The sequence below is a fragment of the Hyphobacterium lacteum genome (assembly GCF_036330345.1).
GTDB classification, from domain to species: Bacteria; Pseudomonadota; Alphaproteobacteria; order Caulobacterales; family Maricaulaceae; genus Hyphobacterium; species Hyphobacterium lacteum.
In genome coordinates, this window is record NZ_JAZDRP010000001.1 from 333,283 (window position 1) to 351,915 (window position 18,633).

The window sequence follows — 18,633 nt, forward strand, 5'->3', positions numbered from 1 at the left end:
ACTTGATCCCGAAGGCAAGATTCGAAGGACCACGTGACCCATCCGTTCACCACACGTCAGATCCCGTTCTACCTGACGGCGGCAGGTCCTTGTCCCTACTTGCCCGGACGGCTGGAGCGCAAATTGTTCACGCGTCTGGAGCCAGGTGATGGTCCGGCTCTCAATGATGCTCTCACACATGCCGGGTTTCGCCGCTCGCAGGCCGTGCTTTACCGGCCTGCCTGTGAAGGGTGCGACGCTTGCCGGTCTGCCCGTATTCCGGTTCAGGATTATGTATTTACACGCAACAACCGCCGGGTGCTGAAAGCCAATGCGGACCTCGTTCGCGAAGAATTGCCGGCACATGCCACAATGGAGCAATTCCAGCTATTGTCGCGTTACCTTGATGCACGCCATGGCGATGGTGACATGGCGGGTATGAGCTTTGCCGATTATGCGATGATGGTGGAAGATGGCGCGCAGCGGACGGACATCATCGAATATCGCGACGAGGCCGGAATATTGCGGGCCGCTGCCCTGATCGACAGGCTGCGGGACGGCCCGTCGCTTCTCTACAGCTTCTTCGATCCGGAACAGCCGCAGCGCAGTTTTGGCAAGTTCGTCATTCTGGACGCCATACGCTGGTGCCAGAACGAGGAATTGCCTTTCGTCTATCTGGGCTACTGGGTGCCCGGCAGTGCAAAAATGTCCTACAAATCGCGCTACCGGCCGCTGGAAATCCTGACTGCATCAGGTTGGCGGCGCTTTGAAGACACTGAATACGGTCGCCAGACCGAAATGGATTTTGGGGAAGATTGATATGGATCGCCGGACCTTTCTGAGCGGAGCGAGTATTGCTGCCGCCTCTGTCGCCACGGCCTGCAGCAGCGGTCAGGAAAGCGAGGTCGCCTCGCCGAATGTCCAAACGCGGCGCACGCGCCGGTTACGCATGGTGACAACCTGGCCGGCCAATTTCCCCGGTCTCGGCACAGCGGCCGAACGCGTCGCCGAGTACTGCAACGCCATGTCCAACGGCTCTCTGGAAGTGGAAGTCTTCGCAGCTGGCGAAATTGTCGGCGCTTTTGAAGCCTTTGACGCCGTCGCGACCGGCACGGCCGACATGTATCATGCCGCCGAGTATTACTGGCAGGGCAAATCCCCTGCTTTCAACTTTTTCACCGCTGTTCCGTTGGGCATGACGGCCTCGGAAATCATGTCCTGGGTGGAATTTGGCGGCGGTCAGGAGCTCTGGGAGGAGCTGGGCCGCTCCTTTGGTGTGATTGCCTTCCAGGCCGCCAATTCAGGCCACCAGATGGGCGGCTGGTTCAAACGCGAGATCAACTCCCTGGAGGATTTCCGCGGCCTGAGAATGCGTATTCCCGGCCTCGGCGGCAATGTGCTCAGGGAGCTCGGCGGTGCCGCCGTTGCCCTGTCGGGCGGCGAGATCTACCCGGCCCTGCAAAACGGCACCATCGATGCCACCGAATGGGTCGGCCCCTGGAATGATCTTGCCTTCGGTTTCTATCGCGAAGCTCCATACTATTACGGTCCCGGGTTCCACGAGCCGGGATCTGCGCTCAGCCTTGGCATCAATGCCGATGTCTGGGACGGCCTGGATAGCGATCACCAGGCCATCATCCGGGCCGCTGCCCGCGCGACGAACAATATTTCACTGGCGGAGTATCCGCACGAGAATGCGCGCGCGCTCGACGTTCTTGTTAATGAGCACAATGTCCAGCTCCGGTCCTTCTCGGACGAAGCCTGGCTTCGGATCGGTGAAATCTCCGAACAGGTCGTTGCCGATGTCGCAAACGCTGACCCGCTGACCCGGCGGGTCTATGACAGCTACATGGCGGCCCGCCGGCGCGGCCGAGAATGGGCCCGCATTTCCGAACATCCCTACTTCACGCAACGCGAACGCGTTCTGGGCCGCTAACCCATGCGCGGGGGAGATGCGCTCTTACTGCTGATCATCGCAATCAGTCTCCTTCTGGTGATCGGTGACGGGACCAGCGGCGGCGCCGTATCGGGATGGATCGAAACCAGCCTCTATGACCAGGCCCGCGGGTTTGGTGCGGCGATTCGATGGATCGGTTGGGGTCTCCTTCCATTCCTGGCGCTTCCTCTACTCGCTGGCCTGCTGGGCCGGTTTGCCGGTTTGCCGAACCCGTTGGAAAACCTGTTCAACCGGATTATCGGCCTGTTCGATTCAGTCAGCACGGTCGTGGGGGATGCTGCGCGTTGGTTGGCCCTCGCCCTGGTGGTCGTAACCGCCACGGTGGTGATCCAGCGCTATGTGTTCGGCTTTGCCTCGACCAAGCTTCAGGAAAGCATCATCTACCTGCACGCCCTGCTTTTCCTGCTGGCGTCCGGCTCAACCCTGCTCGCCGACGGTCATGTGCGGGTCGATATCATCTATTCCAAGCTTTCAGAGCGGGGAAAAGCCTGGACCGACATGATCGGCACCTATCTGGCGCTGTTCCCGATGGCGCTGCTGATCCTCTGGGTTTCAACCCCCTATATCAATGCGAGTTGGCGCATCCTTGAACGGTCCCGTGAGAGCGATGGTTTGCCGCTGGTCTTCATGTTGAAGACCGCCATTCCGGTTTTCGCTGTCCTGATGATCCTGCAGGGTCTCTCCATGGCGATGCGGGCCGCCCTGGTCCTGTCAGGCAAGGATGCCCCACCAGTTCATCGCACCGCTGGTCAGGAGCCCTAGATGGATATCCTGATCGAAATTCTGCCTTTCCTGATGTTCGCAGCCGCCTTCATTGCGCTGCTTCGAGGATATCCGGTGGCATTTACGCTAGCCGGTGTAGCCTTGGGCTTTGCGCTGCTTGGTCTGGCGCTCGGCGTCTTTGATTCGATCCATCTGCGCGCCTTCCCGCAGCGCATCTACGGCAACATGATGGAGATGGACCGCTCTATCCTCGTGGCCGTTCCGCTTTTCGTCTTCATGGGCGTGATGCTGGAAAAATCGAAAGTCGCCGAGGAATTGCTGGAAGCCATGGGCGCGCTCTTCGGGTCCCTGCGCGGCGGGCTTGGGATTTCAGTGATCGTGGTCGGTGCCCTTCTGGCAGCGTCGACGGGCATCGTCGGTGCGACGGTCGTAACCATGGGGCTCCTGTCGCTTCCGACCATGTTGAAGCGGGGGTATGATCCCGGCCTGGCATCTGGCTCCATTGCCGCTGCAGGAACGCTCGGCCAGATCATTCCACCGTCGATCGTACTGGTTCTGCTGGGCGATCAGATTTCCAACGCCTATCAGGAGGCACAGCGCGCGCAGGGCATCTTCTCACCAGATATCGTCTCTGTCGGCGACCTCTTCGCCGGCGCACTGATCCCCGGCCTGATCCTGGTTGGCATCTATATCGGCTACCAGGTTTTCGTAGCAATCACCCAACCGTCCAAAGCGCCGGCCGCACCGGCTGACGACGGTGTGACTTTCGGGAAGATTTTTCACGCACTGGTCCCGCCATTGGCGCTGATCATTGCGGTACTGGGGTCCATCCTGACCGGGCTGGCCACCCCGACCGAAGCGGCCGCTGTCGGAGCCGTCGGAGCGACTTTCCTGGCCGCCTTCCGGAACGCCGGTGCGGGCAGTAACCCCGTTATCGGGCAGGCAGCGACAGGATTGGGCGCCCTGGCATTGATCGGCATGATCGGCCTGACGCTGTTTTTTGACCTTCGGCTCGGCCGTGAGGCGGTCAGCCGGACCGATCAGCTCGGCATCAATATCGCGTTCCTTTTCGCCGCCGTGACGGTTCTGGGGACACTTGTAGCCCTTTGGCGGCTGAAAAAATCGGGCGTGCTGGACGATGTCATGACGTCGACGGCTCGTATCTCATCCATGGTCTTCGTCATTCTGATCGGCGCAGCCCTGTTTTCTTTGATTTTCCGCGAGCTGGGAGGTGACGCGACGGTACAAGCCGCGCTGGAAGCTGTCCCCGGCGGAAAATGGGGCGCGCTGGCCATCGTCATGTTGGTGATGTTCCTGCTGGGCTTCTTCCTCGATTTCATCGAGATCACCTTCGTGGTTGTGCCGATTGTGGCGCCGATCCTTCTGATGATGGGAATAGACCCGGTCTGGCTGGGTGTCCTGATGGCACTCAATCTCCAAACCAGCTTCCTGACACCGCCATTCGGGTTCGCACTCTTCTATCTGCGCGGGGTGGCACCACCGTCTGTTACCACCGGCGCCATCTATCGCGGCGCCCTGCCATTCGTGGGCATACAGATGGCGGTGATCATTATGGTTGCACTCTTGCCCTGGCTGGCAACCGGGCTTCCCGACATGCTGTATGACTAGCTTTCCCGTCGCCCCGACCGTCAAAACGAAACGCCTTGTGCTGCGCGCGCTCAAGGCGGACGACTTCGAGAATGTCCATCGAATCTGGTCGGATGCTGAGAATGTAAAGTTTCTCGGAGGGAAACCGTCAACGCGCATGGAATCCTGGCGCCGCATCACCAACAGCGCCGGTATGTGGCCCATTCTCGGCTACGGATATTGGGCCGTGGACGAGGCCAGCTCCGGAAGCTTTATCGGCATGGTCGGCTTTGCCGATTTCCAGCGCGACGAGCCGGAAGGCTTCTCGGGCGACCCCGAGATCGGCTATGTTATAGACAAGGCATTTCATGGTCAGGGCTATGGCCGGGAAGCCATGGCAGCCTGCATGCAATGGCTGGATGAAACTCATGGACGCCGCCGCAGCATCTGCATGATTGATCCGGACAATATCGCATCTATCCGGATCGCCGAGCGACTCGGCTACCGGATCTTTGATGAAGGCGTCCTGGGCGGCAAAACCCTGTTGCTCCTGGAAAGACTCTAGACCGCCGGCACGCTGGTTGACCGGTCCTGGCGGTGACCGCCGGCGAACTGGATCAGCGCTTCAATGCGCTTTTCAATTGGCGGATGGGTCGCGAACATTCCCATAAAACCATTATGCGGGTTTTCGATCATCATTTCCCGCACGCCATCCGGCGCGTTTTCGATCGCAGCATGCCCGGAAATCTTTTCCAGTGCCGAAATCATCGCATCCGGATTGCGGGTCAGTTCGACCGCGCCGGCATCCGCCATGTATTCGCGCTTTCGCGACAGGGCAAAGCGGATCGCGATCGACAGGAAATAGGCGATCGCAACGATGGCTATAGCGATTATGATCAAAAGCGCCGCATTACCGCGGCGCCCTGTCGAGCGCCCACCAATCCGCCCCCAGAAAAGCGAGCGGAAAACGATCTGGGCCACGAATGAGAATATCCCGACAAAGATCACCGAGATCACCAGCAAACGGACATCCCTGTTCCGGATATGGCTGAGCTCATGCGCCAGAACGGCTTCGAGTTCATCCCTGTCCAGATTTTGCATCAGCCCCCGGGTGACAGTCACCGCATACTGCTTCTCGGTCAGACCGCTGGCATAGGCATTCATCACATCGGTTTCGATAATTTTCAGCTTCGGCATGGTCAGGCCGCGCGAAATGCACAGGTTTTCCAGAAGGTTGTAGAGTTCAGGCTCATCCTGACGCGATACCGAATGCGCGCCGGTCGACATATCGATCATGGCCTGATGGCCAAACCACGCGATGACGAACCAGATGCCGGCAATGGCAAGCGACCACAGCGCCATCATTGGCAGATTATCGAACGCCAGGCCAAATTCTGCTGCCAGACCACTGGAGGCCTTGCCATCCGAATATACCTGGTAGCCAGACCCGCCATCCATGGCGGTAAAAACCAGCGACGCGGCGAACGCCAACAGCAATATCAAGAACGGAAACCCAGCCAGAAGCAGGATGGATTTCAGATTATTGTTCCAGATATGCGTGCGGAGCCCGACCGCGCCCATCATGGCTTACGCTCCTAGAACTTCACCTCGGGAGCGTTTTCCACCGAAGCCCGGTCGGCAACCTCGAAAAAGTCCCGCTCAGAGAAACCGAACATGTTGGCGAACACGACAGCGGGAAATTGCTCTCTGGCCGTGTTGTACTCGCTGACAGCATTGTTGAAGAAGCGGCGAGCCGCGGCGATCTTGTTCTCTAGATCGGCCAGCTCGTGCTGCAGCTTCATGAAGTTCTCGTTCGCTTTGAGGTCCGGATAGGCTTCAGACAGGGCGAACAACTGGCGAAGCGCACCGGACAGCATGTTCTCGGCCTGGGCCTGATCCTTGACGCTGCTTGCATCCACAGACGCCTGGCGCGCCTTGATGACGTTCTCCAGCGTTTCTTTCTCGTGAGTGGCATAGCCTTTTACCGTGTTCACGAGATTGGGGATGAGATCGACCCGCTGCTTCAGCTGGACATCAATATCGCCCCAAGCCTGGTTCGTCGTTTGACGCAGTGCAACGAGCCGGTTGTAGATCCCGATCACGAAGAAGGCGATCACGATCAGAACAACAAGAAAAATAATGGCTTCCATGAAGCTCCCTCCGAAATATTCCAGATCTGTCTATCGAGTGATTACGCCGAATCCATGGCGCGCGCTACCGCAACCGGGTCGGCTGGCATGAATTTCCCGGTTTTCGGGAAGCCGCGTGGACGGGCTGAGCCTGCCTGAGCCCGCTTGCCTTCCCATTCCGCCCACTCGGTGAACACATGGCGCCGGCCGGCACCGTCAATCCAGATCAGACCCTCTTCGGGATCGAACGTGGCGACATCAATCAACTCGGCGCCCTTGCCGCCCATGAGGCGAACACCCTTGCCCCGGCTCATCTGCGGCAAATCCTCGACGTCAAAGATCAACAGCCGCTTCTTGCTGTTGGAGACCGCTATCTTGCTGCCGATCACGGGCACACAGGCAATGGCCTCCCCGTCGCCGACATTCAGCGCCTGCTTGCCGCCCTTCTTGGTTGCGAAAACATCCGCCTCTTTCACGCGGAATCCGTTTCCGGCCTCCGACGCGATCAGCAATTCGCGTTCGGGGTCGTGCTTGAACAGTGCCAGTGGCGCAGCGTCCTCCGGGAGGCCGGCATGAATCCGCAAGGGATCGCCATGGCCCCGTCCGCCCGGAAGCTTGGAAGCATCAATGGCGTAGAATTTTCCATCCGTGCCGAACAGGATCAGCTTGTCGATCGTCTCGCATTTCACGGTGAACAGCGCGCTGTCGCCTTCCTTGAAGGCAATTCCCGCAATGTCGTGAGCATGGCCTTTCAGCGCCCGGATCCAGCCTTTCTGGGAAACAACAACGAGGATCGATTCCTTGACGATCAGGGCTTCGGCCACGGCATCGGAAATGTCTTCACCGGCTTCACCAAAATCGGTGCGGCGTCGGCCGATGTCCGTCTTCGGCCCGAAGCTTTCCTCAACACCTGCGATTTCCTCATCGACCTTGGCCCATTGGACCTCTTCCGACCCGATCAGGGTTTTCAACTCACTGCGTTCGCCCTTCAGCGACTTTTCTTCCTTGCGGATCTCCAGCTCTTCCAGCTTGCGCAAGGCCCGCAAACGCATGTTCAGAATGGCCTCGGCCTGCCGGTCCGACAGGTCGAAGCGTTTCATCAGTTCTGCCTTGGGCTCGTCCTCAAAGCGGATGATGCGGATCACTTCGTCCAGATCGGCATAGACGATGATGTAGCCGGCCAGCACTTCGAGCCGGTCCTCGACCTTGGCGAGGCGGGTCTGTGCGCGGCGCACAACCACTTCGCGGCGGTGATCCAGCCAGATGCGCATCACATCCTTCAGGCTCATCACACGGGGCGTTCCTGATGGATCGAGAACGTTCAGATTCAGCGATATCCGGGTTTCCAGATCGCTCATCTTGAACAGGGCCGCCATCAGGAGTTCCGGGTCGACATTCTTGCTCTTGGGCACCAGCACCAGCCGGATGTCTTCGGCACTCTCATCGCGGACATCTTCCAGCAGCGGCAATTTTTTCTGGTCCAGCAACTGGGCGACGCGTTCAACCAGTTTCGATTTCTGGACCTGGTAGGGAATTTCCGTGACCACGATCTGCCAGGTACCGCGCCCCAGATCCTCGGTTTCCCACCGCGCCCGCAGGCGGAACCCGCCGCGACCGGTTTCATAGGCCTCGCGGATGGACGCGGGCGGTTCGACACAAATTCCGCCGGTCGGGAAATCCGGCCCCTTCACCGAGCGCAGCAATTGCGCTACCGAAGCCTCCGGGTTGGCAATCAGAGTACGCGCCGCCCGGCACAATTCATAGGCGTTGTGAGGCGGGATCGACGTCGCCATGCCCACGGCAATACCGGTCGCGCCATTGGCCAGAAGGTTCGGAAATGCCGCCGGCAGAACCACCGGCTCTTCCTCGGACCCGTCATAGGTCTCGCGGAAATCCACTGTGCCCTGATCGATATCCTGCAGCAGAAGCTCGGCGGCTTCCGTCAGGCGGGCCTCGGTGTAGCGCATGGCGGCCGCACCATCGCCGTCAATATTACCAAAATTGCCCTGCCCTTCGACCAGCGGATAGCGCGAGGCAAAGTCCTGCGCCAGGCGCACCAGCGCGTCATAAACGGCCTGGTCTCCGTGCGGGTGAAATTTACCGATCACATCGCCGACGACGCGCGCCGATTTCTTGAACGCATCACGCGGGTTCAGCTTCAGAACCCTCATGGCATGCAGGATACGCCGGTGAACCGGCTTCAGCCCATCGCGCGCATCCGGCAAGGCCCGCTGGGTGATGGTCGATAGCGCATAGGCGAGATAGCGCTTGGACAGCGCCTCATCGAAGGGCTCTTCGAAAATCTCTCCACCTTCGGGATCTACCAGATCACCCATGCCATACTCCTGATTCGGGTCAGGAACAGTATGGCGCTAAATCCGCCCTGCGTCCGTCAGAGCGCGGATCAATCGCACACGCGATTCTGGTAAATCCCGGTCGATCGGCCAGAGCACCCGGCGCTGCAGGAAAAACCCGGTCAGCGCCAGACCCTTGGCGATATCTCCGAGTTCGTACCCTGCCTCCGGGTGACGCAGGAAGGGCGGCAAAGGCAACAATTTGTCGATATAGGGCGCAGCCGCTTCCCGGCTGACCGCCCGGCCTGTGCGGGGGCTGACATGCGTCAGGTCTTCCGTATCACCGGTCGCCGCGCACTTGCTGAAGTCCAGCCCGTAACCGAGGTCCTTCAGAAGGCCAACCTCCCACCGGACATAAATCGCCGGCCAGATTTCATCATCGTCCATGGAATCCAGCAGAACTTCCAGCCCACGATAGACAGCCGCATGCTTCTCGCGCTCTGGCAGCGCCTGACAGGCCAGCGCACAGGCGGCATTCAGCCCGGCCAGCGCCATGGCATTTTCCATCACCATGCCGGCGCGGTGGGAATCCGCCTCAATCGCGTAATTGCCCAGATGATCGGCAAGACGGGCCCGCCAGGTCGCCGTGACGGAATTGCCAGGCTGTAAAACCGGCCGCATGCTGCGCGAACGGCCACCTTTGACCAGACCGGCATGGCGGCCATGATCCTCGGTCAGCAATTCGACAATGGCGCTGGTCTCGCCATGTGGCCGGACGGCCAGAACGATGCCTTTGCCGGTCCATTCCATCAGCTGTCGTACTCAAGCCCCATGGCCAGATAGCGTGCCCTGTTCTCATCCCAGCCTGGCTGGACCTGGACCTGCAGGAAGAGGTGAATCCGGCAGCCGAAGACCTCCTCCATTTCCTCGCGCGCGGCGGCCCCGATAGCCTTGATGGTCGCACCGCCCCTGCCAAGAACAATCGGGCGCTGGCTGTCGCGTTCCACGAAAATGCGCTGTTCGATCCGTACCGAACCGTCGTGCAGCTGGCGCCAGGTCTCGGTTTCGACCGAGCTCGCATAAGGCAGCTCCTGATGCAGCCTTTCATAGACTTTTTCGCGGGTGATTTCAGCCGCCAGAACGCGCTGTGGAATATCCGCAGCCTGATCGGCCGGATACAGATGCGGGCTCTCCGGCATCAGGCTGGACAGCTTGGCCTTGAGGTCGGCAACGCCATACCCCTTGGTCGAGCTGACCATGAAAATATCGGAATAAACGCCGGTCTCGTTCAATGATTGTGTCAACGGCAGGAGATGGTCACGTTCGAGCGTATCAATCTTGTTGAGGACAAGGATCGCTGTTTTCCCTGCCGCCTTCAGCCCCTCTATGACACGGTCATCATCTTTCACCGAAAGCTTGTCTGCGCCATCACCGCGCCCGCGCGAAACCTTGTCACGGGCCTCGGCATCAATGACGTGCACGACGGCATCGGCATCATCCGCTCCCGTCCAGGCTGACTTGACCATGGCCCGGTCAAGGCGCCGGCGCGGCTCGAACACGCCAGGCGTATCCACCAGAACGATTTGCGTGTCACCATCCATTGCGATGCCACGAACAGGGAACCGCGTGGTCTGGACCTTGCGGGTGACAATCGAGACCTTTTCGCCCACCAGCGCATTCACGAGTGTCGACTTGCCGGCATTCGGCGCTCCGATGATGGCGGCAAAGCCCGCCCTAGTGTCAGCCATCGGCCTTTATCCTTTGTAACATGGCGATCGCCGCCTCTCTCTGGGCTTCCTGCTTGGAACCACCCTGCCCTTCGCAGGGGTCAAACCGCCCCAGTTCGACCCGCATGATGAAGACCGGCCTGTGTTCGGGACCCGCCTGTTCGAGCAGATCATAGCGCGGCACACCATAGCCGCGTTTGGCCGCTAGTTCCTGCAATTCGGATTTCGGATTGTGCGGTTTCTCTCCGAGATGCTCGACGACCTCGCCCCAACCGCGCCGGAACACGGCCTTCGCGGCGTCCAGTCCACCATCCAGATAGACCGCCGCCATCACCGACTCTGTCGCGTCAGCCAGGATCGACGATTTATCCCGCCCGCCAATGCTTTCTTCCGACGGCGACATCTTCAAGGCTGGCCCCAGTTCGAAAAACCGGGCGACGCGCTCACAAGCCGCCTTATCGACCAGCGAGTTGAACATCGGTGCCAACCGGCCTTCCTTGGCCTTGGTGAATTTTTCGAACAGCGTCTCAGCGGCGATCAGACCCAGAACGCGATCACCCAGAAATTCCAGCCGTTCGTAGTTTTGTATTTTCTTGTTCCCGTCACCGAAACTGGCGTGGGTCAGAGCGCGATGAAGCAGCTCGACGTCCCGGAACTGATATCCGATCAGCTCCTGCACACGATCAACAGCCGCGCTCATGAACCCTCCGCTGGCAACGCCTCGATGATCACGTTGGCCAGCGCATAAGGCGGCTCATCAGTGATCGAAATATGCACGAAAGCCGTCATGCCCTCCGGCGTCAGGCGGGCCAGCCAATCCAGCGCACGGCCCTTCAGCTCCAATGTCGGCTTGCCACCCGGCAGATTCACGACACCGATTTCCTTCCAGGAAACGCCTCGCGCAATACCGGTTCCAAGCGCCTTGGCCCCGGCTTCCTTGGCGGCATAACGCTTGGCATAGCTGGCCGCCCTTTCCTTGCGCCGGTCCGACTTGGCCTGCTCGATCTCTGTAAAACAACGCCGCGTAAAGCGCTCGCCAAAACGGTCGAGCGTTTTCTCGATACGCCGGATATCGATCAGATCGGTGCCGGTTCCGATGATCAAGCGGCCGCCTCGCTCCGGGCATCCGCGATCAGGCCGCGCATCGTCGTGACCGCTTCCCGCAGCCCCCGGAAAATCGCTTCGCCAATCAGAAAGTGTCCGATGTTCAGCTCTTTCACCTGGCTGATGGCCGCAACCGGCTTCACGGTGTCATAGGTCAGGCCGTGTCCGGCATGCACTTCGAGCCCGCGCTCATCCGCCAAAGCACAGGCTTCGCGGATACGGCGCAAATAATCAGCCGTCTTTTCCTGATCACCCTCGATAAAGGCTTCGCAATAGGCCCCTGTATGAAATTCAACGACAGAGGCGCCGATCGCTTCCGCGACGGCTATCTGTACGGGATCGGCCTCGATGAAGAGAGAAACACGGATACCCGCAGCATTGAGCCTGTCGACAAAGGGGGCGATCAACTGGTGCTGACCGGCTACGTCAAGCCCGCCTTCAGTCGTCCGTTCCTCGCGCTTTTCGGGAACCAGACAACAGGCATGCGGCTTGTGCGCCAGCGCGATCGCCAACATTTCATCCGTCGCCGCCATTTCGAGATTGAGCGGCAGGTCAATCTCTGCAGCCAGGCGTTCGATATCCTTGTCACCAATATGCCGGCGATCTTCCCGCAGATGCGCTGTTATGCCGTCGGCACCCGCCTCGGCGGCCTGCCGCGCTGCACGGACCGGGTCAGGATGCAGCCCGCCGCGCGCATTCCGGATCGTCGCGACATGGTCGATATTCACTCCGAGGCGCACGCCAATGGTCATTTCTGCAATCCCCGACTTCCCGGCTTGATCGCCGGCACAGCCGCCAGTTCCGGCGGAAGATCATCGGCGGGGTAAGCCGGGAATTCGACGGTCGCCAAAGCGATCAGCGGCACGCCGACGTCGGCCTTGCCACCCGAGCGGTCAATCAGGCAGGCCTCGGCCAGAACCCTCGCACCCGTTGCCTTGATGGAATCAATGCACTCACGCGACGACAGGCCGGTGGTGACAATATCCTCGACCACCAGCACCTTCTCGCCCTCGGCCAGTTCAAAACCACGACGCAGGCGGAATTCACCGTCCTCCCGCTCGACATAGATGGCGGGCAGTTTCATCTGCCGACCCATTTCGTAACCGGGCACAATGCCGCCAACGGCAGGCGAGACGATGACATCAGGCATTTCGGTCACGGTAGCACGAACCTTGTCGGCCAGCGCCGCGCAAAGCCGGGCCGTGCGTTCCGCATCAGCGAACACCCTGGCTTTCTGAAGGAAAACCGGGCTGCGAAGTCCCGAAGACAGGATGAAATGCCCTTCCAGCAGGGCCCCGGCTCCCCGGAATTCCTCCAGTACGTCTTGCGTGTCCATTAGTCGGCCTCCTCAGCTTCGCCTCGCGCGCGCTCAGCGGATACAACGCTGCCGCACATTTTCAAGGCCGAGATAATGTTTGCGAGGTGCCGCTTGTCGAACACTTCGATATCAAATTGCATTTCAAAGAAGTCCCGCGCGCGTTTCACGGTTTTTACGTTCGCGATATTGCCGCGGTTTTCACCGACTGCCTTGGCGATTTCGGCCAGCGCCCCCGGCGTATTGTGCATGACGGCATTCACGCGTGCCGTCGACACCGCATTTTCCTCGGCTTCTGCCGTCCAGCCCAGGTCGATCCAGCGCTCCATGGCGTCTTCATCGTGTTCGCTCAGCGATTCACAATCGATGGTGTGGATCGTGACGCCCTTGTCAGGCACCATCACACCCACGATCCGGTCGCCCGGCAGAGGCGAACAGCATTCGGAGAAATGGATGGAAATACCCGGCGTCAGCCCACGGCCTCTGACATAGAGCCGCGCCTTTTCGTCCCGGATGAGATCCTTTTCGCTGGCATCTACCTGCCGGCTGTCACGGCGCCCCGGGAACGCCGCGTCCAGGAACTCTCCGGATGTGATCCGGCCACGGCCCAGGGCCTGATAAAGCTCTTCAGGGCTGGAAAAATCCAGCCGCGCCAAGGCATCTTCCAGACCCTTTTCCCGAAACACCTTGCCTTCACGCTCGAAGGCATGCTCGGCCAGCATTCGGCCAATGCCCTCGAACTCCGCTTTCTCGGTGGTCCGGATCAACCGGCGGATGGCCGCTCTCGCCTTGCCGGTCACTGCCAGTTCTTCCCAGCCCGCTGGCGGCTGACGCAGCCCGCCCCGCAAGATCGCGACAACATCGCCATTTTTTAGCCGGGTGCGAAGCGGCCGGTCACGGCCGTTTATCTTGGCGCCGATACAGGTATGCCCGAGCTCGGTGTGAACCGCATAGGCAAAATCCAGGGGTGTCGCACCAATCGGCAGAGCAATGAGTTCGCCTTTTGGCGTGAAGCAGTAGACCTGGTCAGCAAACATTTCGAGCTTGGCATGCTCGAGGAATTCGTCCGGGTCGCCGCCTTGCTCCAGAATTTCCAGAAAAGGCCGCAAACGCTCAAGCGGATCGCCGCCAGCCGATCGCGCGGAATCCGCGTCATAACCGTAGGACTCACCCTTGTAGCGCCAATGAGCAGCCACACCGCTCTCGGCGATAGCATCCATCTCCTCGGTCCGGATCTGGATTTCGACCCGCACATTCTGCGGCCCCACAATCGTTGTATGCAGCGACCGGTAATTATTGGGCTTCGGCGTTGATATGAAATCGCGGAAGCGCTCTGGCACACAACGCCAGTTCTGGTGAATCACCCCGAGTGCCCGGTAGCAGTCATCGGGCTCTTCAACGATCAGGCGGAAGGCGTAGATATCGGCGATTTCATCAAACACCGTGCCCTTGCGTTCCAGCTTTCGCCAGATCGAGTAAGGCCGCTTTTCGCGGCCGAAAACCCGCCCCTGGATGCCGGCTTCTTCCAGCTTCTCCGTGATGACTTGAGAGACTTCCGCGACGGCCTCGGCACGCGACTCCCGCAATTCGGTCAACCGCATGGAGACAGATTCAAACGCCGCCGGATTGACGTGCCGGAACGATAAATCCTCAAGCTCGACACAAATCCGGTTAATACCGATCCGGCGCGCCAGTGGCGCGTAGATTTCCAGAGTCTCGGTTGCGATCCGCTCGCGTTTTTCCGGTTTGGGAATATGGTGCAGCGTTCGCATATTGTGCAATCGATCGCACAGCTTGACGATCAGCACCCGGATGTCGGTCGAGATAGCCACGACCAGTTTTTGAAAATTTTCGGCCTGCTTGGTCCGATTGGAGCCCAACTCCATCTGCCCCAGCTTGGTGACGCCATCGACCAGGGCCGCAATCTCCGGAGAGAATTGTTCGCTCAGATCCTCCAGGGTTGCCGGCGTATCTTCCACAGTGTCGTGCAACAGACCGGTGCAGATCGTAGCGGCATCCATTTTCAGGTCGGCGAGGATCATGGCTACCGACGCTACATGGGCGAAATAAGGCTCCCCGGAATAGCGTTTCTGGGGCGCATGCATTTCCCGCGCGAAATCGTATGCGCGCCGGATCAGGTCCGCATTGACGGTCGGATAGTATTTGGAAATCCGCTCAACGAGATCGTCGGCGGTTGTATAACTTTCAATCGCCTTGGGATCGAGGTCGGGCGCGGCGAGACTCACCTGAGCCTAGAAACGGTTGTCAGGTGCGCCGTCCCGGTCGCTTTGAAGCGCTTTCAGCATGTCCGCCTCATCCGGATCGACCGGCGTCGGCTTGGAAGCGATTTGCGGCAGATCTTCTTGCGGAGACGCGCGCTCTTCTTCTTCCTCATCGCTCGGGATAACCCGCTGCAGCCCCTGAACAAGGCTTTCACCCAGTGCATTCAGGTCCAGTTTTTCTTCGGCAATTTCGCGCAGCGATACGACCGGGTTCTTGTCATTGTCCCGATCCAGCGTCAGCTCGGAACCGGCAGAAATGTTGCGGGCACGATGGGCTGCCAGCAGAACCAGATCGAAACGGTTCGAGACTTTTTCAATGCAATCTTCAACAGTGACGCGGGCCATTCGCGCGAACTCCTAGTAACTGGTCGCAGTCGGACCGGTGTAAGTAACGCCGCTTGCCTCTTACCGCAAGGCCTTTGCCGCATTGCAACACAGCAATTTCAATCAAGTCTCCGGGTTACGTCCCTGTCACGCTGGTCAAGCGTGCTGATGAGCGATGAAATCGCGCGGTCCGAGACCGGATGGCGCCAGTGCGGAGCAATTTCCTGAAGCGGCAAGAGGACAAAGCCTCGCTCGGACGCTCTCGGGTGAGGCAAGGTCAGGGTCTCGCTGCCCATTACCAGGCCGGAAAAATCGATGATATCCAGATCCAGGGTCCGGCTGTCCCATCGTGCTTCGCGCACCCGGCCAAACTGTTCTTCAACCGACTGCAGAATTGCCAGCAATTCAGGCGCACCCTGATCCGTACTGATCTCCGCAATCGCATTGACATAGGCGGGTTTGGCCGGATCGGGCCAGGCTGGCGAAGTCCAGAAAGACGAAAGACGCACAGTGCGCACACCTTTCGCCGCCAGGGACTGCAAAGCAAGACCGAGCGTCTCTTGCGGAGAATGGCCGTTGAAGGGCAAATTGGCCCCCAGAGCGATATATATTGGCCGTTCAGAACTCATTTTTTGACCATTAGCCTCTGGAGCAATCCATGACCTTTTATCCCAACGAACGTATTGGCCTTTTCATCGATGGTGCCAACCTGTTTTCAACCTCCAAGGCGCTCGATTTCGATATCGATTACCGCAAACTGCTGGAAGAGTTCAGGAAACGTGGACGCCTTGTGCGCGCAAACTATTACACGGCATTGCTTGAAAACGAGGATTTCACACCGCTGAAGCCACTGGTCGACTGGCTGGACTACAATGGATTCAACGTGGTCACGAAACCGGCCAAGGAATTCACCGATGATAGCGGCCGGCGGCGGATCAAGGGCGATATGGATGTCGAACTCGCGGTCGACATCGTCATGGCGTCCAAGCATCTCGATCATATCATCCTGTTTACCGGTGATGGCGACTTCCGGTACGCCGTCGAGGCCTGCCAGAAGGCGGGGGCCCGCGTCACTGTTGTGTCGTCCCTGAAATCCCACCCGCCGATGATTTCTGATGACCTCCGCCGGCAGGCGGATGGTTTCATCGATCTGGCAGAACTCAGATCCTTGGTCGGCCGGGACGGCGCTCGCCCGGGCCGCGACGATGAATAATCCGGTCATTGCGGAGCCGCCGCTGGATTGCCCGCTCTGCCCGCGGCTCGTCGATTTCCGGCGCGCCAATGAAAAGCTTTATCCGGACTTCCACAACGCGCCTGTCGCTTCGTTCGGCGATGAAAAGGCGCGGTTTCTGATTGTTGGACTGGCGCCCGGGCTCAAGGGTGCCAACCAGACCGGGCGCCCGTTCACCGGTGATTATGCTGGCGATCTGCTTTACGCGACGCTGGAAAAGTTCGGCTTTACCCGAGGACAGTATGCTGGTCATGCGGCAGATGGCATGACGCTATCGGACGCCATGATCACCAATGCCGTGCGCTGCGTCCCACCGGAGAACAAGCCTACCGGCGCCGAAGCCAATGCCTGCCGGCCATTTCTGGCTGAACGTTTCCGGCAGTTGCCTTCAATGCGGGCCATTCTCTGCCTCGGCAAGATCGCTCACGACAATACGCTGCGGGCCATGGGCGAGCGAGTGGCGGCCTACAAATTCGCCCACCAGGCCCAGCATGCCATCCACTTCGAAGGCCGGGATTTACGGATTTTCGACAGCTATCACTGCTCCCGGTACAACACGAATACCGGCCGCCTGACGGAGACCATGTTCGAGGCCGTGTTCTCTGACATCCGGAAATTCCTGGACGGTCAGCCATAGTCTTTCATCAGGCGGGATTTCTGGCGGTCCCAGTCCCGCCGCTTGATGGTTTCGCGCTTGTCGATCGTCTTCTTGCCCTTGGCCAACCCGATCAGAAGCTTGGCGAGTCCGCGATCATTGAAATAGAGGCGCAACGGAATGATCGTTCGCCCGTCCTGGGCGACCGCTCCGGCCAGCTTCGAAATCTCCTTGCGGTTCAGCAGGAGTTTCCGTTTGCGGCGCGGTTCATGATTGAAACGGTTGGCGCCCTCATAGGGCGGGATGTCCGCATTGATCAGGAAGATTTCATCACCTTCCGGACCGACGTAACTTTCGGCGATATTCGCGCGGCCATTGCGCAGCGATTTGACCTCGCTCCCCAGCAATTGGAGGCCAGCCTCGAATGTATCCTCGATTTCGTAGTCAAAGCGCGCCCGCCGATTGATCGCGATCGCGCCGTCCTTGCCTTTGGCCATCAGATCAGTCCGGCATGTTCCATTGCTGCTTTCACTGCCGCCTGCGTTGCCTCGTCGGGCGGGGTCAGCGGCAGGCGTACATCAGGTAAGCACAATCCCAGCAGACTCAAGGCGTACTTCGCCGGTCCCGGACTGGGCGACATGAACAGCGCCTTGTGCAGAGGCTGAAGCTGGTCGCCAATTTCGAGCGCCTCCTGATAATCTCCCGACAGCGTGGCATTTTGCATCTGTGCACAGAGATCCGGCGCCACATTCGAACTGACCGAGATGCAGCCGACACCGCCTTCGGCGTTATAGCCGATCGCTGTCGGGTCCTCGCCGGACAACTGGACGAATTCGGGACCGATCAGGCGACGGTGTGCTCCAACACGGGTCAGGTCACCGGTGGCGTCCTTGACGCCAACCACCGACGGCAGAGCAGCAATGCGGGCCATGGTTTCCGGCTGAATATCGACAATGGAACGCCCGGGAATGTTGTAAACAACAATCGGAAGGTCACAGCTGGAGGCGATCGCTTCGAAATGCCGGAACAGGCCTTCCTGCGAAGGCTTGTTGTAATAGGGAGCCACAACCAGCGAGGCGTCCACACCGGCCTCTTTCGCCCACAAATGCATGGCAATGGAAGCCGCCGTGCTGTTTGAACCGGTCCCGGCGATAACCGGAACTCTGCCAGCCGCCGCCTCAACGGTCATGGCAATGACCCGCTTCTTTTCATCCTGCGTCAGGGTCGGGCTTTCTCCCGTTGTGCCGACGGGTACCAGCCCATGTGTGCCACCGTCGATCTGACGCTCGACAAGCGCCTGGAAAGCACCCTCGTCCACGGCATCATTCTTGAATGGAGTCACCAGCGCTGTAATGGATCCGGAAAGCATGTCTCTACCGCCTGACA

Annotated in this window: 21 protein-coding genes; 7 read left to right on the top strand and 14 right to left on the bottom strand. The window is 59.5% G+C overall.

The genetic code is table 11. The annotated features are described in order from the left end of the window. Nucleotides 1-33: 33 nt before the first annotated feature. The 5 genes from V0U79_RS01605 to V0U79_RS01625 are packed head-to-tail and all read left to right on the top strand — an operon-like array spanning nt 34 to nt 4,811. Nucleotides 34-798, top strand: coding sequence for an arginyltransferase (locus tag V0U79_RS01605; protein ID WP_330197707.1), 765 nt, complete (start codon nt 34-36; stop codon nt 796-798). 1 nt (nt 799) lies between these two features. Further along, on the top strand, nt 800-1,915 hold the full coding sequence (locus tag V0U79_RS01610) for a TRAP transporter substrate-binding protein (RefSeq protein ID WP_330197708.1): 1,116 nt from the start codon (nt 800-802) through the stop codon (nt 1,913-1,915). Nucleotides 1,916-1,918: 3 nt separating this feature from the next. After that, a complete protein-coding gene (locus V0U79_RS01615; protein ID WP_330197709.1) occupies nt 1,919-2,698 on the top strand; it encodes a TRAP transporter small permease subunit in 780 nt (259 codons plus the stop codon). Further along, nucleotides 2,699-4,288, top strand: a complete 1,590-nt coding sequence (locus V0U79_RS01620; RefSeq protein WP_330197710.1) for a TRAP transporter large permease — start codon at nt 2,699-2,701, stop codon at nt 4,286-4,288. Next, a complete protein-coding gene (locus V0U79_RS01625) occupies nt 4,281-4,811 on the top strand; it encodes a GNAT family N-acetyltransferase (RefSeq protein ID WP_330197711.1) in 531 nt (176 codons plus the stop codon). The genes V0U79_RS01620 and V0U79_RS01625 overlap by 8 nt, the downstream gene beginning before the upstream one ends. On the opposite strand, the gene V0U79_RS01630 is transcribed toward V0U79_RS01625, so the two are convergent. The 12 genes from V0U79_RS01630 to folK form a co-directional block, all read right to left on the bottom strand. Further along, entirely contained in the window at nt 4,808-5,830 is a 1,023-nt protein-coding gene (locus tag V0U79_RS01630; protein ID WP_330197712.1) for a M48 family metallopeptidase, read from the bottom strand. The two genes, V0U79_RS01625 and V0U79_RS01630, sit on opposite strands and share 4 nt — an antisense overlap. Before the next feature lie 11 nt (nt 5,831-5,841). Then, a complete protein-coding gene (locus tag V0U79_RS01635) occupies nt 5,842-6,396 on the bottom strand; it encodes a LemA family protein (RefSeq protein ID WP_330197713.1) in 555 nt (184 codons plus the stop codon). 41 nt (nt 6,397-6,437) lie between these two features. Then, a complete protein-coding gene (gene parC, locus V0U79_RS01640) occupies nt 6,438-8,711 on the bottom strand; it encodes a DNA topoisomerase IV subunit A (RefSeq protein WP_330197714.1) in 2,274 nt (757 codons plus the stop codon). 36 nt (nt 8,712-8,747) lie between these two features. Continuing rightward, nucleotides 8,748-9,479 (bottom strand): DNA repair protein RecO, encoded by a 732-nt coding sequence (gene recO, locus V0U79_RS01645; protein ID WP_330197715.1) that lies wholly within the window; start codon nt 9,477-9,479, stop codon nt 8,748-8,750. Further along, complete coding sequence (era, locus tag V0U79_RS01650) at nt 9,479-10,417, bottom strand: GTPase Era (protein ID WP_330197716.1); 939 nt, start codon at nt 10,415-10,417, stop codon at nt 9,479-9,481. The genes recO and era overlap by 1 nt, the downstream gene beginning before the upstream one ends. Beyond that, entirely contained in the window at nt 10,410-11,096 is a 687-nt protein-coding gene (rnc, locus tag V0U79_RS01655; RefSeq protein WP_330197717.1) for a ribonuclease III, read from the bottom strand. Before rnc ends, era begins: the two co-directional genes overlap by 8 nt. Then, nucleotides 11,093-11,500, bottom strand: a complete 408-nt coding sequence (gene acpS / locus V0U79_RS01660; RefSeq protein ID WP_330197718.1) for a holo-ACP synthase — start codon at nt 11,498-11,500, stop codon at nt 11,093-11,095. The genes rnc and acpS overlap by 4 nt, the downstream gene beginning before the upstream one ends. Continuing rightward, nucleotides 11,497-12,252 (bottom strand): pyridoxine 5'-phosphate synthase, encoded by a 756-nt coding sequence (locus tag V0U79_RS01665; protein ID WP_330197719.1) that lies wholly within the window; start codon nt 12,250-12,252, stop codon nt 11,497-11,499. The genes acpS and V0U79_RS01665 overlap by 4 nt, the downstream gene beginning before the upstream one ends. Then, complete coding sequence (gene pyrE / locus V0U79_RS01670; protein ID WP_330197720.1) at nt 12,249-12,836, bottom strand: orotate phosphoribosyltransferase; 588 nt, start codon at nt 12,834-12,836, stop codon at nt 12,249-12,251. The genes V0U79_RS01665 and pyrE overlap by 4 nt, the downstream gene beginning before the upstream one ends. Next, nucleotides 12,836-15,061 carry a RelA/SpoT family protein gene (locus tag V0U79_RS01675; protein WP_330197721.1) on the bottom strand — a complete coding sequence of 742 codons (2,226 nt, stop codon included), beginning with the start codon at nt 15,059-15,061 and terminating at the stop codon, nt 12,836-12,838. Before V0U79_RS01675 ends, pyrE begins: the two co-directional genes overlap by 1 nt. Nucleotides 15,062-15,067: 6 nt before the next feature. Beyond that, on the bottom strand, nt 15,068-15,442 hold the full coding sequence (gene rpoZ / locus V0U79_RS13680) for a DNA-directed RNA polymerase subunit omega (protein WP_373696417.1): 375 nt from the start codon (nt 15,440-15,442) through the stop codon (nt 15,068-15,070). A 98-nt stretch (nt 15,443-15,540) separates the two neighbouring features. Then, complete coding sequence (gene folK / locus V0U79_RS01685) at nt 15,541-16,050, bottom strand: 2-amino-4-hydroxy-6-hydroxymethyldihydropteridine diphosphokinase (protein ID WP_330197722.1); 510 nt, start codon at nt 16,048-16,050, stop codon at nt 15,541-15,543. A gap of 29 nt (nt 16,051-16,079) precedes the next feature. Between folK and V0U79_RS01690 the strand changes: the two genes are divergently transcribed. Both V0U79_RS01690 and V0U79_RS01695 read left to right on the top strand, forming a co-directional pair. Continuing rightward, the gene (locus V0U79_RS01690) at nt 16,080-16,634 is read left to right on the top strand and encodes a LabA-like NYN domain-containing protein (RefSeq protein ID WP_330197723.1); all 555 of its coding nucleotides are present in this window, start codon (nt 16,080-16,082) and stop codon (nt 16,632-16,634) included. Next, entirely contained in the window at nt 16,627-17,289 is a 663-nt protein-coding gene (locus V0U79_RS01695) for a uracil-DNA glycosylase (RefSeq protein ID WP_330197724.1), read from the top strand. Before V0U79_RS01690 ends, V0U79_RS01695 begins: the two co-directional genes overlap by 8 nt. Here V0U79_RS01695 and smpB read toward each other — a convergent pair. Next, nucleotides 17,280-17,744: an SsrA-binding protein SmpB gene (smpB, locus tag V0U79_RS01700; RefSeq protein WP_330197725.1), complete on the bottom strand. Its 465-nt coding sequence runs from the start codon at nt 17,742-17,744 to the stop codon at nt 17,280-17,282. The two genes, V0U79_RS01695 and smpB, sit on opposite strands and share 10 nt — an antisense overlap. Further along, the gene (gene dapA / locus V0U79_RS01705) at nt 17,744-18,616 is read right to left on the bottom strand and encodes a 4-hydroxy-tetrahydrodipicolinate synthase (protein WP_330197726.1); all 873 of its coding nucleotides are present in this window, start codon (nt 18,614-18,616) and stop codon (nt 17,744-17,746) included. The genes smpB and dapA overlap by 1 nt, the downstream gene beginning before the upstream one ends. Between the last annotated feature and the right edge of the window lie 17 nt (nt 18,617-18,633).

Bases quoted from the DNA above. Each gene is read 5' to 3' on its own strand.
- smpB (WP_330197725.1), bottom strand. From the start codon at position 17,744: ATGGCCAAAGGCAAGGACGGCGCGATCGCGATCAATCGGCGGGCGCGC.
- pyrE (WP_330197720.1), bottom strand. From the start codon at position 12,836: ATGGACACGCAAGACGTACTGGAGGAATTCCGGGGAGCCGGGGCCCTG.
- V0U79_RS01610 (WP_330197708.1), top strand. From the start codon at position 800: ATGGATCGCCGGACCTTTCTGAGCGGAGCGAGTATTGCTGCCGCCTCT.
- folK (WP_330197722.1), bottom strand. From the start codon at position 16,050: ATGAGTTCTGAACGGCCAATATATATCGCTCTGGGGGCCAATTTGCCC.
- V0U79_RS01695 (WP_330197724.1), top strand. From the start codon at position 16,627: ATGAATAATCCGGTCATTGCGGAGCCGCCGCTGGATTGCCCGCTCTGC.
- V0U79_RS01620 (WP_330197710.1), top strand. From the start codon at position 2,699: ATGGATATCCTGATCGAAATTCTGCCTTTCCTGATGTTCGCAGCCGCC.
- era (WP_330197716.1), bottom strand. From the start codon at position 10,417: ATGGCTGACACTAGGGCGGGCTTTGCCGCCATCATCGGAGCGCCGAAT.
- V0U79_RS01665 (WP_330197719.1), bottom strand. From the start codon at position 12,252: ATGACCATTGGCGTGCGCCTCGGAGTGAATATCGACCATGTCGCGACG.
- dapA (WP_330197726.1), bottom strand. From the start codon at position 18,616: ATGCTTTCCGGATCCATTACAGCGCTGGTGACTCCATTCAAGAATGAT.
- V0U79_RS01690 (WP_330197723.1), top strand. From the start codon at position 16,080: ATGACCTTTTATCCCAACGAACGTATTGGCCTTTTCATCGATGGTGCC.
- V0U79_RS01635 (WP_330197713.1), bottom strand. From the start codon at position 6,396: ATGGAAGCCATTATTTTTCTTGTTGTTCTGATCGTGATCGCCTTCTTC.
- recO (WP_330197715.1), bottom strand. From the start codon at position 9,479: ATGGAATGGACCGGCAAAGGCATCGTTCTGGCCGTCCGGCCACATGGC.
- V0U79_RS01630 (WP_330197712.1), bottom strand. From the start codon at position 5,830: ATGATGGGCGCGGTCGGGCTCCGCACGCATATCTGGAACAATAATCTG.
- parC (WP_330197714.1), bottom strand. From the start codon at position 8,711: ATGGGTGATCTGGTAGATCCCGAAGGTGGAGAGATTTTCGAAGAGCCC.
- rpoZ (WP_373696417.1), bottom strand. From the start codon at position 15,442: ATGGCCCGCGTCACTGTTGAAGATTGCATTGAAAAAGTCTCGAACCGT.
- V0U79_RS01625 (WP_330197711.1), top strand. From the start codon at position 4,281: ATGACTAGCTTTCCCGTCGCCCCGACCGTCAAAACGAAACGCCTTGTG.
- rnc (WP_330197717.1), bottom strand. From the start codon at position 11,096: ATGAGCGCGGCTGTTGATCGTGTGCAGGAGCTGATCGGATATCAGTTC.
- V0U79_RS01615 (WP_330197709.1), top strand. From the start codon at position 1,919: ATGCGCGGGGGAGATGCGCTCTTACTGCTGATCATCGCAATCAGTCTC.